Origin of the sequence: Halalkalibacterium halodurans, assembly GCF_004376175.1 — a bacterium.
In the GTDB taxonomy this organism is placed as follows: domain Bacteria; phylum Bacillota; class Bacilli; order Bacillales; family Bacillaceae_D; genus Halalkalibacterium; species Halalkalibacterium halodurans.
Genome location: NZ_SNUY01000055.1, coordinates 1 through 14,120, shown reverse-complemented (window position 1 = coordinate 14,120; position 14,120 = coordinate 1). Strand labels below are relative to the sequence as shown.

The window sequence follows — 14,120 nt, the reverse complement described above, 5'->3', positions numbered from 1 at the left end:
AAAGGTTGAAGAGACATGTGGAAATTAATTATTCGAAGATGTTTTATCATGATTCCCCAGTTGTTTTTGCTCAGCGTCATTGTGTTTATGATCGCACAAGCGATGCCGGGGGATCCGTTAACTGGTTTTTATCAATCGAATCCGAATATTAGTCAAGAAGTCATCGATGCCCAGCGGGAGCGGTATGGGTTGAATGACCCGTGGTATGTGCAATACGTACGTTGGGTAGGAAATGCACTGCAAGGAGACTTTGGTGACTCGTATCAGCAGCGGATTCCGGTGACAGAGGTCATTGATAACCGAATATGGAATACGTTTTGGCTCTCATTATTAACGTTGATTATGACGTATATGATCGCGATCCCGCTTGGGCTTTTAAGTGGACGGTATAACGATACACTGTTGGATCGTGCCATTACGGGATATACATACGTCGGGTTTGCTGCGCCCGTTTTTATTACATCATTATTAATGCTATTTCTTTTCGGATTTCAGCTCGGTTGGTTTCCGACTGGTGGTTCAGTTAGTCCACACGCACAGCCGGGAACGTTTGGTTATGTGTTAAGTAAAATCAATCATATGCTGCTGCCTGCCTTTTCTCTTGCCATCATTACAACCGTATCTACGGTCCAATATTTGCGCAGCGAATTAATTGACCAAAAGCAGAGTGATTACGTTCGAACGGCTAGAGCAAGAGGAGCGTCAGAGCGGCGTATTTACTTGAAGCATTTGCCGCGAAACTCGCTATTACCGATCGCAGCGTTTTTCGGCTATGAGCTGACAGGGTTAATTGGCGGAACGATCTTTGTAGAGATGATTTTCAGTTATCCAGGGATGGGACAGCTATTTTTGTCTTCGATTATGCAGCGTGATTACAGTGTCGTGACGACGATGGTGCTCTTGTTCGGGGTGGCCTCAATTCTTGGTGCGCTCTTATCTGACATTATCCTAAGCATTGTCGATCCACGGATTAAGATCAAATAGGGCAGAAATGAGGTGAACAACTGTGCAAAATGTACCAGAACAAGGCGTGCAACAACAACCAACTTATGAAAAGAGCCCATCTGGCTTATCGATTCTTTGGCGGGAATTAGTCCGGGATAAAGTGGCATTAGGGTCGCTCATCTTTCTTGGGTTAATTATGGCTTTTGTGTACGGCATTTCCATCTTTCTTGATCAAGACGAAATTGTTAAGGTTGATTTATTTGCGATCCATCAGTCGCCTTCCTCAGATTTTTGGCTCGGGACAGATTATGGGGGTCGTGATGTGTTCGGTCAATTAATTATTGGAACGCGAAATTCGATCACAATCGGTCTTCTTGTCACATTGATGAGCGGAACGATTGGCATCTTAATCGGTCTTATTTCAGGTTATTACGGGGGAACGATCGATAACATTTTTATGCGTGCGGTTGACTTCTTTATGATTTTGCCAAACTTAATGATTATTATCGTATTCGTTGCTCTCGTGCCGAAATATAGCATTGTATCCTTCTCGTTGATCATGACGTTGTTTCTCTGGATGGGGATTGCGAGGATGATCCGCTCAAAGGCACTGAGAGAGCGGGAACTCGATTACGTCCAAGCTTCGAAAACGTTAGGGTCATCTGATTTGAAAATTATGTTTACCCAAGTGTTACCTAATTTAAGTTCATTAATCATCGTGACGATGACGCTTAATTTGGCAGCCAACATTGGGATTGAATCAGGTCTCTCATTTTTAGGGTTCGGGTTTCCTGAAAGCACACCAAGCTTAGGGACGTTGATCAGCTATGCGACGAACCCACAAACGTTAGAGCATCGATGGTGGATTTGGTTACCAGCAGCAATACTCATTTTTGTATTGATGTTGAGTATAAATAATGTCGGTCAAGCGCTTAAGCGTGCGACAGACGCAAGACAAAGACGAGGATAAAAAAGGGAGGTAATACTGATGGGGAAATTTCCTAAAGCGCTACTAGCAATGCTTCTCGTATTTCTACTAGCGCTCGTGGCGGCTTGCAGTAGCGATGATGCTACGACTGAGCCAGATGCAGATGGTGAAACAGAAGATGTGGAAACAGAAGATGGAGAAGCAGCAGGTAGTGAAGACGGACTCTATTCGATTGATGATTTTACGAATGTAAAAATGGCAGATGGTGAAGAGATTTTAGATGGGGGCTCGATCACATTCGGCCTCGTGTTAGATTCTCCATTCGAAGGAATTTTAAACTGGAACTTCTATCAATCCAATCCTGATGCTCAAGTTTTGCAATGGTTTGATGATGCGTTAATCGATTGGGATGAAAACTATGTTATGACTCAGGATGGTGCAGCGACCTATGAGATTTCCGAGGACGGCCGTACGTTTACGTTCACGATTCGTGATAACGTCAACTGGCATGATGGTGAGCCGGTAACGGCGGAAGACTGGGCGTTTGCTCACGAAGTCATCGGCCACCCGAACTATGATGGTATCCGCTTTGATGATACACTTCGCAACGTAGAAGGAATCGAAGAGTATCACAACGGTGAAGCCGATCATATTTCCGGGATTGAAGTGGTTGACGAAAAAACGTTGAAAATTACGTACAAAAAAGCGACTCCTTCCCTCATGACCGGAGGTGTTTGGTACTATCCATTAGCAAAGCATATTTTTGGTGATATGGACATTGAAGACATTTCTTCTTCTCCAGAGGTACGCCAAAATCCAATTGGTTTTGGTCCATTTAAAGTAGAAAATGTTGTCCCAGGAGAGTCTGTCGTTTATTCGAAAAATGAAGATTACTGGCGCGGGGAACCAAATCTTGATGAAGTTGTCTTAAAAGTGGTGAGCCCGAACGTTGTCATGCAATCACTACGTAGTGGGGAAATTGATCTCGTTCATAGCTTCCCAGCCGATCAGTTCCCAGACAATGCCGACACGTCGAACTTAGATTGGCTCGGAGTGGTGGATCGTGCGTATACGTACATTGGCTTTAAGCTTGGAACGTGGGAAGACGGTGAAGTGAAGACAGATCCAGATGCAAAAATGGCGGACGTAAACTTACGTCGTGCGATGTGGCATGCGATCGACAACGATGCGGTAGGTGAGCGTTTCTATCATGGCTTACGTTGGGCCGGAACGACATTAATTCCGCCGTCACATCCAGAATTTCACGATGACACGAATCCAGGTCGCGCATATGATCCGGAGTTAGCGAAGCAATTGTTAGATGAAGCGGGTTATGAAGATGTGGATGGTGATGGCTTCCGTGAAGATCTGGAGGGGAATGAGCTTGTCATTAACTTCGCCTCCATGTCTGGTGGAGACATTGCTGAACCACTAGCACAATACTATATTCAAGCGTGGGAGCAAGTCGGCTTGAAAGTTCAATTGCTTGACGGACGACTTCATGAGTTCAATGCCTTCTACGATCGTGTAGAAGAGGATGATCCAGACATTGATATTTATCAAGGGGCTTGGGGTGTCGGTATTGACGTCGATCCGAGCGGACTTTATGGACGCCGGGCACCGTTTAACTACACTCGTTGGTCAAGTGAAGAAAATGACCGCCTTCTAGAAGAAGCTCTTTCGGAAGAAGCATTTGACGTAGAAAAGCGTCAAGAGATTTACAAAGAGTGGCAACAGCTAATGGTCGATGAAGTCCCTGTCATTCCAACTCTTTACCGTTCTGAGATTGTTCCAGTGAACAAACGGATCGTGAATTGGGCGATCGGCGATGGACACGGTGTGTATCGCCATGAATTAGGTATTACGCAAGAAGAACCAGTTGTCGCTGAGTAACATGTTTGATAAGGCCCCTTTCTTCCCTCCATGAGAGGGAGAGAGGGGTTTTGTGTTGAACACTTTTAGAAAGGGGTCATGATTAAAGAGAACTAACTATTACTTAGTTAATAGTATGGCTATTCACCAGCTAGTTTTATCGCTAATAGCAAAGGTTAATGTTTTCTTGAAAAATGATCTGAAAAAGGAGGGAGAAAAATGTCATACATACAATCCGTTCAACGGGCAATTGACTATATCGAAACACACCTTCATGAGCCCATATCGTTGGAGAAAGTAGCGGCCCATGCATCTTATTCTTATTTTCATTTTCACCGATTGTTTAAGGCAACTGTTGGCTGTACGATGAGCGAGTATATCAAACGTCGGCGGTTAACAAAGGCGGCCTATGCCTTGCTAGAGACGAAAGCGTCAATCATTGATATCGCATTTGAATACGGATATGAGAGTCAAGAGGCGTTTACCCGTGCGTTCAAGCAATGGTTTAATGTTTTGCCGGGGGAATATCGTCAAGCCCGTCCGCCCGTCCAATTGATCGACCCTTATTGGGCGGTGAAGACGTTTCCAGTTAACGCCACAAGTAATCACAAGCCTTATATTGTGACGCGACAGCCTTTACAAGTTGTGGGGTTACAGCTAGAAGGATTGAGTTTACCAGGAGGATCTGACCGTGAACAATCGACACTGGTGGCTATTCCTACCTTGTGGCATCAATTTGAAGCTCGCATTCATGAAATTGAACGAAGAGTCGACCCATTTGTCAGTTATGGCATTAGTTCTCCATCAAGCGATGGGTCTCATTTTACCTATATGGCTTGCGTTGAAGTCGAGGCCAGCGATGTGAACATTCCACAAGGTTTTATACAAAAAGAAATAAAAGGGGGGACATATGCTAGCTTCCACTATAAAGGGGCTGCGAACCAGCTTTCGGCTTTGACAAATTATATTTACGGTTCATGGCTACCCTCTAGCCCGTATCAGTCTCATTTTGGCGTAGAAATGGAAGTGTACGATGAACGGGAACCTAAAGAGGATGGCGAAGTGGTAGTTGAAATTTGGACGCCGATCAAAAAGAGGGACAAGCAATCATCGCAAAAATAATCAAAACGAACAAGGAAAAAGGAGGTAGAGTCATTGTAGATGATAAGAGGAGGTTACATTTACAATGAACACAAATGAGCTTTTGCCTTTTACGATTGTCGAACAGAATGAACGAAAAATGATAGGTTTTAAGTTGGAAGGTCCTTACACTCGTATGAATGAGATTGGAATGCTATGGGAAACGTTCAATCAACGAGTGTCTGAGATTGATCATCTTGTGCAAGACGATTTATCATTTGGAATCGTTCAAGACCGAGAGCGTGATTTTACGTATTATGCAGCAGTTGAAGTTTCTTCCTTTACAAAGATTCCAGAGGGGATGGTAACGATTATTTTGCCGGCCTGCCGCTATGCAGTGTTCACCCATAAAGGGCCACAAAATAAGTTTAGCGAAACGGTGGTTGCAGCGCTGAAATCACTGAAAGAGTCGGGATATGAGAAAGACTCGGATAACTACTGGCTTGAAGGATATGACGATCACCGCTTTAGTCCGGAATTAGACCATTCTGAGTGTGATATTTATTTTCCGTTAAAAGCTAAAACTGATAATTTTCCCACTCGTGTGTAAGGTTCTTAACGGTTAATACGTTTATTGAATGATCCTTATTTATAACGGGTCTAATCGGTGAGGAGGTGTTCGATTGGGTTTTGAGAAAACGGGTGAGTTAATCGAAAAGTCAAGAGAGCTACAAGAAGTGTATCAACAGCTTGTAGAGGATGTGGGATCTGATTTATGGCGGTTTTGTCGTTATTTGACTGGGTCGCCATGGGACGGGGAAGATCTTTATCAAGAGGCGTTGGTGAAGGCGTTTGGTAGCTTATATCAACGGTGGCAACCAACAAATCCGAAAGCCTATTTATTTCGAATTGCGACCAATACGTGGATCGATCAGTGTCGCAAGGCGAAGCGGATTGTCGGTACTGTGGATGAGATGGAAGACCCAGTTGAGGAGTTTTCGTACGATTTAGAGCTTGAGCAAGCATTTACTCGGCTTTTCACCCTCTTTCCCCCTAGGCAGGTCGCTGTTTTTCTATTAAAAGATGTATTTGCCTTTACAGCGGAAGAAGTGGCGAGTATGGTGCGGTCCACGCCGAACGGAGTATACGCCACATCAAGTCGCGTACGAAAAAAATTAAAGGAAACCGCCTCTCTAGAGGAGCTTTCTTCCAATGGGCGGCCATTGCCTGAGCAAAGCGAAGTGATTCAACAATATGTGGAAGCATTTAATGCAGGGGATCTTAGCCAATTATTTGATTTGATGAGTGATGATGTCCATATCGATGCTTCCCTTGGATTCCAAGAATATTCGAAGGAAGAAATGAAGAAAGGGTCGATGCAGCACGGCCTTCCAGGCTTCCGAGCTGTGCCCTTTTTCCTTTGGGGAAAACCAGTCCTTGTGGTGTTAGTCGATCGTGAAGCTGGCCCACTCATTCACGATATTCAGTTTCAAGAGATTGAAAACGGAAAAATTGTCTACCATAAGAGCTACTATTTTCGTAAGGAATTCCTTATAGAAGCAGCAAAGGAGCTGCAACTTCAAGTGCAGCTAGATAAAGCGGCTGTGCATTGGCGCCATTCTTTAGACGAAGGAGAATAATAGATGGGTAACATAATCCTTTTGACAGGCTTTCAACCATTTCTCGATTATTCTATCAATCCGACAGAAGCCATTGTGAAGGAATTGGACGGAAGAAAAATTGGAGAATACGAAGTGAGAGGGGCCATCCTACCTGTCTCATTTCGGGAGAGTGGGGACTTGCTACTGCACCATTTTCAGACCGTACAGCCGACTGCAGTGGTCATGCTCGGATTGGCTGCTGGACGAAGCAAGATCACGCCAGAGCGGGTAGCGATCAACATTAATAGTGGCCCCGAGGATCGCGACGGGATCGCTCCTGTCGATGAACCGATCCGCCAGGGAGGCCCCGCTGCTTATTTTTCAACCTTGCCAGTTCGTCGGCTTATTCAGCGATTAAATGAAGAGGGCTTCCCTGCGGAAATTTCCAACTCAGCAGGGACGTACGTATGCAACCATGTCATGTATCAAATGCTTGATTATTTGCATGAAAAAGGGAGCGAACAAGTGGCTGCAGGCTTTGTCCATGTGCCGGCCAGCAAGGAATTAGCCGCACAGCACCACTCGCTTCCTTCTATGGATCTAAAGGAGCTCACTCGTGCGGTTACACTTATGATCAAAGAGTTGTAGGAAACAGGCTGATCATCGATTGTGATCAGCCTGTTTAACCTTTCTTATCATTGTAAGAGATAAGCCATAAGTCCCCGTTGGCGACAAGTGAAGTTTTTCTAAGGATTCGGGACGTCTTCCTCTAAATATTCAACAGCTCCATGGGTAAATGCTGCCTGTCCGTTTGTCAGGTTCGTCATCCATTCGCAATAGGATTCAACCTCTGCTTCAAGTACATATGTTTGAACGTCTACATTTTCTAGGTAACTAATTTCTTTTAATAGATAGTGAGATTGTCTAAGCTCGTTTTCAACTTTTCCAAGCCAATGATAGTCAATGCTCGTATGGATTACTTGCATTCGTTTCCGCTCGACGACCCCAATGGCATTTAGACCTTCACTTACTGCAGAACCATATGCACGAATGAGACCACCAGCCCCTAATTTAACCCCGCCAAAATAACGTGTGACGACAGCGACCGTATCTTTTAACCGGCGCTTTTTTAATACTTCTAGCATAGGTACTCCGGCTGTACCGCTCGGTTCTCCATCATCGTTTGCTTTTTGGACTTGATCGTTCTCGCCAATTAAATAAGCAGAGCAATTGTGAGTCGCATTCCAGTGCTCTTTTTTAATTTGTTCGATGAATTGGATGGCTTCCTCTTCAGAGGTTGCTCTTGAAAGATGAGCGATAAACCTAGACTTTTGGATCGAAATTTCGTGTATTCCTGATTCCTTCACTGTATAATAAGATGTTAGCATCAGAATCTCCTCCAAATTTCACAGTTTTACAAATGGCAGAAATAATGGTGTAATATTGTCGTGATAAGCTGAAGCTGTTCATTTGATAGTGTAAATAGACTATACTATCTTTAGGTGACTAAAAGGCAAGCGGGACGCCATAAGAAAAGTGGACGATTTTGCATGGTGACCATTACCTATTATCGTGTCATTCGTGTAAACTTAATGATAGCGAAATCCGTAGGCTTAGGCAAATTCGTGGATGTCGAAGGATTCATTTATAAAAATGAGAAAAAAAGAAGGGAATTTTTTTCTTGCTCGCGAAAGATAACATGGGAAAACGAATGCCTTTTTCATCTCCATGCCTTTTAAAGGTTGGTGGTTCAAGTGGCTGATCCTCAAACATTAGATAAGATTATTGATAAAACGCTAGATACTTTAGGGAAAAGTAGAGAACAGATCTTTGAAATTAGTGAGCAATCTAGAAATGAGTACGTCTCTCTAGAACAAGAACTGCAAGAAGTCCGCATGAAAGTTGCAGAGATTATAGACCAATCGGACCGGGCGGAAGTACACGCTCGATTTGCACGCAATCGATTGGCTGAAGTGAGTAAGCAATTTCATAGATATTCAAATGAAGAGATACGTAAAGTGTACGAGCAAGCCAATGAGCTCCAAGTGAAGCTAGCATTGCTCCAGCAAGAAGAACAGCAGCTTCGGGATCGAAGAGATGCAATTGAACGCCGATTGTTGAATCTAAAAGATACCATCGAGCGTGCGGAAGAATTAGTTGGGCAGATGACCGTTGTCTACAACTTTCTTACAGGAGATCTTCGTCAAGTTGGAGAAGCACTTGAGGATGCAAGGGAAAAGCAGGCGTTTGGTCTACAAATTATTCAGGCTCAAGAGGAAGAACGTCGAAAGCTTTCCCGGGAAATTCATGACGGACCTGCTCAAATGATGGCGAATGTTCTATTGCGCTCAGAACTGGTTGAGCGCATTTATCACGACAAAGGCATTGATGAAGCGTTAAAGGAAATTCGTGATTTGCGCAAGATGGTGAAGTCTTCTCTTGCTGAAGTCCGGCGAATTATCTATGATTTACGGCCGATGGCCCTTGATGACCTTGGACTCATTCCAACATTGAAGAAGTATGTAAAAACCTTTGAAGAACATACGGGAATATTTGTTGATTTTAAACACATAGGAAAAGGAGAGCGCTTCCCAGAGCATGTGGAGATCGCACTATTTCGCCTTGTTCAGGAAGCGTTACAAAACGCACGAAAGCATGCAAAAGCTTCACATGTCCATGTGAAAATTGAAGAGCAGAAAACGAAATTCACTGTCGTGATAAAAGATAATGGAAAAGGATTCGATCAAACCGAGAAAAAGGAAGGGTCATTTGGTTTAGTTGGAATGAAAGAGAGGGTCAACATGTTGAAAGGCCAGCTTGTCATTCGAACGAAGCCAAACGATGGAACAACGATCATCATTTCCATTCCTATCACAACCGAAGAATAGACTGCGTAGGTGCAAAAATTGGAGGGTGATTTAATTGAACGAGCAAGTAAACGAAAACAAAATTCAAATTGTCATCATTGATGACCATCAACTATTCCGTGAAGGGGTTAAACGGATCCTAGCCATGGAGCCAGAATTTGAGGTTGTGGCTGATGGAGAAGACGGCGAAAACGCTGTTGAACTAGTAGAAACATATAATCCAGATGTCATCCTTATGGATATTAACATGCCAAAGGTGAATGGTGTTGAAGCGACAAGAGATTTAATTCAAAGGTACCCTGACGTAAAGGTATTGGTTCTCTCGATTCACGACGATGAGTCCTATGTCACTCATGTATTAAAAACGGGAGCTTCCGGTTATCTATTAAAAGAAATGGACGCCGACGCTCTAATTGAAGCAGTAAAAGTCGTAGCGCAAGGCGGGGCGTACATTCATCCGAAGGTGACACATAATCTCATCAAGGAATACCGTCGTCTGGTAAATGAAGATGAACAAGAAAGCTCTGAAATCGGCTTTAAAGAAGTCGAATATCGCAAGCCGTTGCACATTTTAACTCGTCGTGAATGTGAAGTGCTACAGCTCATGACTGACGGTTATAGCAACCGAATGATTGGTGAAGCTCTATACATTAGTGAGAAAACAGTCAAAAATCATGTTTCAAATATTTTGCAAAAGATGAATGTAAACGATCGAACACAAGCGGTAGTAGAATCGATCAAAAACGGTTGGGTAAAGGTACGTTAATCCAAAAAGCGATCGCTTCATTACGCCCTCTTGAAAGGTCTTTCAATTAAAGGTACAGTAAAAAAGACAAGATCGCCCCCCCTACATTTTTATCTAGGGCTAGGAGCGGTCAGAGAATCGATAAAGTGAGGATTCGTGATGACAAAAATAGCGATTGTAACGGATAGTACAGCCTATTTAGGCCCAAAAAGAGCAAAAGAATTAGGAGTCATCGTCGTTCCGCTTAGCGTTGTCTTTGGTGAAGAAGCTTACCAAGAGGAAGTGGAGCTATCAAGCGCGGACTTCTATGAAAAGCTGAAGCATGAGGAAAAGCTTCCAACCACTTCCCAACCAGCTGTTGGTCTATTTGTTGAGACGTTTGAACGGCTGGCGAAAGAAGGGTTTGAAGTCGTTATTTCGATTCATCTTTCCAGTAAAATTAGTGGAACGTATCAATCCGCTTTAACGGCAGGAAGCATGGTAGAAGGCATCGAGGTTATCGGCTATGATTCTGGTATTAGCTGCGAGCCTCAAGCCAATTTTGTCGCAGAGGCAGCCAAGCTCGTGAAAGAAGGAGCAGATCCACAAACGATCATCGACCATTTAGATGAGGTGAAGAAACGGACGAATGCGCTATTCGTTGTGCATGATTTAAGCCATCTTCATCGCGGTGGTCGATTAAATGCAGCCCAGCTCGTTGTTGGGAGCTTGTTAAAAATCAAGCCAATTCTTCACTTCGAAGACGGTTCTATCGTGCCGCTAGAAAAAGTACGCACTGAGAAAAAAGCATGGGCAAGAGTGAAAGAACTATTTACTGAAGAAGCGTCTTCTGCCTCATCAGTTAAAGCGACTGTTATTCATGCGAATCGATTGGACGGAGCAGAAAAGCTGGCGGATGAGATCAGAAGTCAATTTTCCCATGTAGATGTAAGCATTAGCCATTTCGGACCAGTGATCGGTACCCACCTCGGTGAAGGTAGTATAGGGCTATCTTGGTATATTGAAAAATAACGTAGAAAACACTCCCACTCAGTCATCACACAAGGTGGGAGTGTTTTTTATTTTCCACCATTCGTTACAATGAGAAAAAGGAGGATTTTGATTGACTGAACAAGTTACCCCGCAAGCTTTCCTCGCAGGTCGCCTTCTTCTTGAATCAGAAGTCCCCTCTGAATTCCTTACAAACAAAGACGTAATCACGGAACCTTCTATCATCACAGAAAATGGACGCTATCATTGCAGGCGCTGTTGCAACGAACATCGTGAGTTATTTGCCACCGCCCCTTGCGCTTGGTGCGGGAACAGTCATTGTATTTATTGCCGCAACTGTCTCATGCTCGGTCGGGTGACCGCTTGTCGAAAGCTCGTTCGCTGGAAAGGGGAGCCTTACGCATTTCCTTCGCATTCGAATGTTTTGCAGTGGAAAGGAACGCTTTCGCATGGGCAGCGGCACGCCTCACTGCAAGCTGTGCGGTACTGGAAACAGAAAGAGGATCACATTATCTGGGCTGTTTGCGGATCTGGAAAGACAGAAATTGTGTTTGACGCAGTGGCTCAATCGCTAGCTACTGGTGAACGAATTTTACTTGCGACTCCGCGAGTGGACGTCGTAAAAGAGCTATATCCTAGGTTCAAACAAGCATTCCCATCTATAACCATCACCGCATTATATGGTGATAGTCCATCGGTGTTTCATCCCGCCCAGCTCGTCATCGCCACGACCCATCAAACCTTCCGTTTTAAAAAAGCCTTTGATTTTGTCATCGTTGACGAAGTGGATGCTTTCCCTTTCTCTTGTGATCAATCACTTCAGCTAAGTGTGAACGAAGCTCGCAGGCCTCTTGCTCCTATCCTTTATCTTTCCGCTACCCCATCCCGCTCCTTGCTCGAGCAAAAAAATAGGAGAATCACCAAAGTATCGACTCGATATCATGGTCATCCACTGCCACTGCCCTCTTTTGTTTGGGTAGGAAATTGGCGAAAAAAGGTTATGCGACGGAAGTTACCATCTAAATTGGTTGCTTGGCTTGAAAAGCACCACCGTAAGCCTGTGTTTTTATTCGTTCCTTCCATTCCAGTTCTCGAACAAGTAAGTGTTGCCTTGAAACAGCTTGGCTACATTCATGATGCTGTGCATGCGGAAGATCCACATCGGCATGAAAAGGTTACTCGCTTTCGTAATGGAGTGACCAAGCTTCTCGTGACGACGACGATTCTTGAACGTGGTGTTACGGTACCGCGTGTTCAAGTGGCTGTACTTGGAGCAGAGCATTCGGTTTTTTCAGAAGCTGCGCTCGTGCAAATCAGTGGCCGAGTGGGGCGCAGTCATCAACATCCCACTGGCGATATTGCTTTTTTTCATTACGGTGTCTCGAAGGCAATGAAGCGTTGCAGACAGCAGCTACAACAAATGAATCGGGAGGGGTTTTAACATGCCGCGCTGTCTCATTTGCCATCAGCCGTTTTTTGAAAACGTTAGTTGGTCAACCATGTTCTTTTCAGGTGAAGCCGACGTTATTTGTCAAGAATGTGAAGGCAAATTTCAGCCTATTTCAAAACCCATTTGCTCTATATGTGGACGCTCGATGAAAAAAACAGTTGAGGGAGATCATTGTCTAGATTGCAAACGCTGGCTCCCTGAGATGCAGACGATCGAAAAAAACCGCGCTCTTTTCGAGTACAATCCTTTTTTAAAAAACGTCTTAACTCAACTTAAATTCCGTGGGGATGTGAAGCTAGCAGAGGCTTTCCATCCATTGCTAAAAAAACTTTATCAAAAAGAGTTTAAATTTGATGTCATTGTGCCGATTCCATTAAGTAAAGACCGTCTAATCGAGCGAGGGTTTAACCAAGTGGAAGCTTTGTTGGCAAAATGGTGCACGTACGAGGATGTACTCGCTAGAAAGCCAGGGAGAAAACAGAGCAAAAAAAGTCGAATCGAGCGAATTCAGCAAAGAACCACACCGTTTATGTTAAAAGGAGAAGCTGAAGTTGTAAAAGGTCGCTCCATTGTTTTGGTTGATGACGTTTACACAACGGGAGCCACCATTCGTCAAGCTGCGACTGTTTTGCAAGCTCACGGTGCTGCACGGGTACGTTCGATGACAATCGCTAGATAGGACAATGAAGGGCCAATGTTCTCGTTCAATGAGAATGAATCATGGGTAGTGTCAAAAGTTCTATGAAAAACTAGCACGGTTCATACTACCTACCATTTATTAGGTGGAAAGGCCGCGCTATCGCTCTTGACAAACACGCCAATGGTTTATTCAGAGGTCAATCAAGGGCGAAGGGAACAAAAGTAGGCATGCCAAATAACCCTTGACTTTTTCCATTTTAAACCATTGGCAAGTTCGGTTTGTCAAGAGTTCGCTTCGCCGATAGCTGAATAGGGCTCAGCTAAACAAAAGTTCGGCTGACTGTTGTTGTTGAATCCAGTCTTGAGCTAATCCAATAAGGGTTGTCCATCTCGCTGGCATGGTTGGTAGCTTTTCTAATTCTGGAATTGTGACTGGCACTTTACCTTCAAGTGAAGAATGTGGGCGCAAGAAGTTAAAGTAAGCCACAAACAATGTCACAAAAGAAACAGATCCCTGTTCAGAACCAAAGCCGTGCGTCGAACGATAATTCCCTTTAAACGTGCGATTTAGTCGTTCAATGATTTGCTTGAGAGGTCGATACTCTCTGGAAACATCGTCTTCATTTGTTAGCCCGATGACCTGTTTGACGTCAAACGATATTTGATTCTCTGCGAAGAAATGCTGTGCTAACAAATAGATTGGATTACCATCTACAACAAACTGTAGATTTTCTGGAATCTCTTTCAGCTTCACTAATACTTCATCAATCGCTCGTATCGCTGTTGCCGTATCTCGATTTGGTGATACAGGATACGAAAGAATGACTTTCTTTACCGCATCAAAAAAGAAAAACAGATAATGCCAACGACCATTGACACGGATGTACGTTTCATCCCCACAAAATTGATCCGAGAGCTCATACGGAAAGTAGTCGATATAAGGCTTGAGCCATAATGCGACGCTGTTTTCGTAGTTAAGGATACTTTGATGGGAGACAGACAC

The 14,120-nt window shown here is 44.0% G+C and carries 14 protein-coding genes; 12 read left to right on the top strand and 2 right to left on the bottom strand.

Annotated features, from left to right (window positions below; genetic code table 11):
* The first annotated feature begins 15 nt into the window (after window positions 1-15).
* The 7 genes from opp4B to pcp all read left to right on the top strand — a co-directional run bounded on the left by opp4B (window position 16) and on the right by pcp (window position 7,074).
* Window positions 16-984 (top strand): oligopeptide ABC transporter permease, encoded by a 969-nt coding sequence (opp4B, locus tag E2L07_RS15550; RefSeq protein WP_134230022.1) that lies wholly within the window; start codon window positions 16-18, stop codon window positions 982-984.
* A gap of 22 nt (window positions 985-1,006) precedes the next feature.
* Window positions 1,007-1,915 carry an ABC transporter permease gene (locus tag E2L07_RS15545; protein WP_134230021.1) on the top strand — a complete coding sequence of 303 codons (909 nt, stop codon included), beginning with the start codon at window positions 1,007-1,009 and terminating at the stop codon, window positions 1,913-1,915.
* Between the two features lie 18 nt (window positions 1,916-1,933).
* Window positions 1,934-3,766 carry an oligopeptide ABC transporter substrate-binding protein gene (gene opp4A, locus E2L07_RS15540; RefSeq protein WP_134230020.1) on the top strand — a complete coding sequence of 611 codons (1,833 nt, stop codon included), beginning with the start codon at window positions 1,934-1,936 and terminating at the stop codon, window positions 3,764-3,766.
* A gap of 198 nt (window positions 3,767-3,964) precedes the next feature.
* The gene (locus E2L07_RS15535) at window positions 3,965-4,867 is read left to right on the top strand and encodes an AraC family transcriptional regulator (protein WP_134230019.1); all 903 of its coding nucleotides are present in this window, start codon (window positions 3,965-3,967) and stop codon (window positions 4,865-4,867) included.
* 64 nt (window positions 4,868-4,931) lie between these two features.
* Window positions 4,932-5,435: a GyrI-like domain-containing protein gene (locus E2L07_RS15530; protein WP_134230018.1), complete on the top strand. Its 504-nt coding sequence runs from the start codon at window positions 4,932-4,934 to the stop codon at window positions 5,433-5,435.
* A gap of 73 nt (window positions 5,436-5,508) precedes the next feature.
* Entirely contained in the window at window positions 5,509-6,465 is a 957-nt protein-coding gene (locus E2L07_RS15525) for a sigma-70 family RNA polymerase sigma factor (RefSeq protein ID WP_134230017.1), read from the top strand.
* A 3-nt stretch (window positions 6,466-6,468) separates the two neighbouring features.
* Window positions 6,469-7,074: a pyroglutamyl-peptidase I gene (gene pcp, locus E2L07_RS15520; RefSeq protein WP_134230016.1), complete on the top strand. Its 606-nt coding sequence runs from the start codon at window positions 6,469-6,471 to the stop codon at window positions 7,072-7,074.
* 98 nt (window positions 7,075-7,172) lie between these two features.
* Here the strand turns inward: pcp and E2L07_RS15515 are convergent, their stop codons facing one another.
* Window positions 7,173-7,814: a YigZ family protein gene (locus tag E2L07_RS15515; RefSeq protein ID WP_134230015.1), complete on the bottom strand. Its 642-nt coding sequence runs from the start codon at window positions 7,812-7,814 to the stop codon at window positions 7,173-7,175.
* 366 nt (window positions 7,815-8,180) lie between these two features.
* Between E2L07_RS15515 and E2L07_RS15510 the strand changes: the two genes are divergently transcribed.
* From E2L07_RS15510 to E2L07_RS15490, 5 genes are all read left to right on the top strand, one after another.
* Window positions 8,181-9,314: a sensor histidine kinase gene (locus E2L07_RS15510; RefSeq protein ID WP_134230014.1), complete on the top strand. Its 1,134-nt coding sequence runs from the start codon at window positions 8,181-8,183 to the stop codon at window positions 9,312-9,314.
* A gap of 34 nt (window positions 9,315-9,348) precedes the next feature.
* Window positions 9,349-10,059 carry a response regulator gene (locus tag E2L07_RS15505; RefSeq protein WP_010899756.1) on the top strand — a complete coding sequence of 237 codons (711 nt, stop codon included), beginning with the start codon at window positions 9,349-9,351 and terminating at the stop codon, window positions 10,057-10,059.
* 138 nt (window positions 10,060-10,197) lie between these two features.
* Complete coding sequence (locus E2L07_RS15500; protein WP_134230013.1) at window positions 10,198-11,049, top strand: DegV family protein; 852 nt, start codon at window positions 10,198-10,200, stop codon at window positions 11,047-11,049.
* 91 nt (window positions 11,050-11,140) lie between these two features.
* Window positions 11,141-12,469, top strand: a complete 1,329-nt coding sequence (locus tag E2L07_RS15495; RefSeq protein ID WP_053430269.1) for an ATP-dependent helicase ComFA — start codon at window positions 11,141-11,143, stop codon at window positions 12,467-12,469.
* Between the two features lies 1 nt (window position 12,470).
* Window positions 12,471-13,157 carry a ComF family protein gene (locus tag E2L07_RS15490; protein ID WP_053430270.1) on the top strand — a complete coding sequence of 229 codons (687 nt, stop codon included), beginning with the start codon at window positions 12,471-12,473 and terminating at the stop codon, window positions 13,155-13,157.
* Window positions 13,158-13,433: 276 nt separating this feature from the next.
* On the opposite strand, the gene E2L07_RS15485 is transcribed toward E2L07_RS15490, so the two are convergent.
* Window positions 13,434-14,120, bottom strand: a 687-nt coding sequence (locus tag E2L07_RS15485) for a DDE-type integrase/transposase/recombinase (RefSeq protein WP_134230012.1), incomplete at its 5' end; no start/stop codon positions are given.

Excerpts from the sequence above, each read along its gene's own strand:
- opp4B (WP_134230022.1), top strand. The coding sequence starts at position 16 with ATGTGGAAATTAATTATTCGAAGATGTTTTATCATGATTCCCCAGTTG.
- opp4A (WP_134230020.1), top strand. The coding sequence starts at position 1,934 with ATGGGGAAATTTCCTAAAGCGCTACTAGCAATGCTTCTCGTATTTCTA.
- E2L07_RS15535 (WP_134230019.1), top strand. The coding sequence starts at position 3,965 with ATGTCATACATACAATCCGTTCAACGGGCAATTGACTATATCGAAACA.
- E2L07_RS15530 (WP_134230018.1), top strand. The coding sequence starts at position 4,932 with ATGAACACAAATGAGCTTTTGCCTTTTACGATTGTCGAACAGAATGAA.
- pcp (WP_134230016.1), top strand. The coding sequence starts at position 6,469 with ATGGGTAACATAATCCTTTTGACAGGCTTTCAACCATTTCTCGATTAT.
- E2L07_RS15515 (WP_134230015.1), bottom strand. The coding sequence starts at position 7,814 with ATGCTAACATCTTATTATACAGTGAAGGAATCAGGAATACACGAAATT.
- E2L07_RS15500 (WP_134230013.1), top strand. The coding sequence starts at position 10,198 with ATGACAAAAATAGCGATTGTAACGGATAGTACAGCCTATTTAGGCCCA.
- E2L07_RS15490 (WP_053430270.1), top strand. The coding sequence starts at position 12,471 with ATGCCGCGCTGTCTCATTTGCCATCAGCCGTTTTTTGAAAACGTTAGT.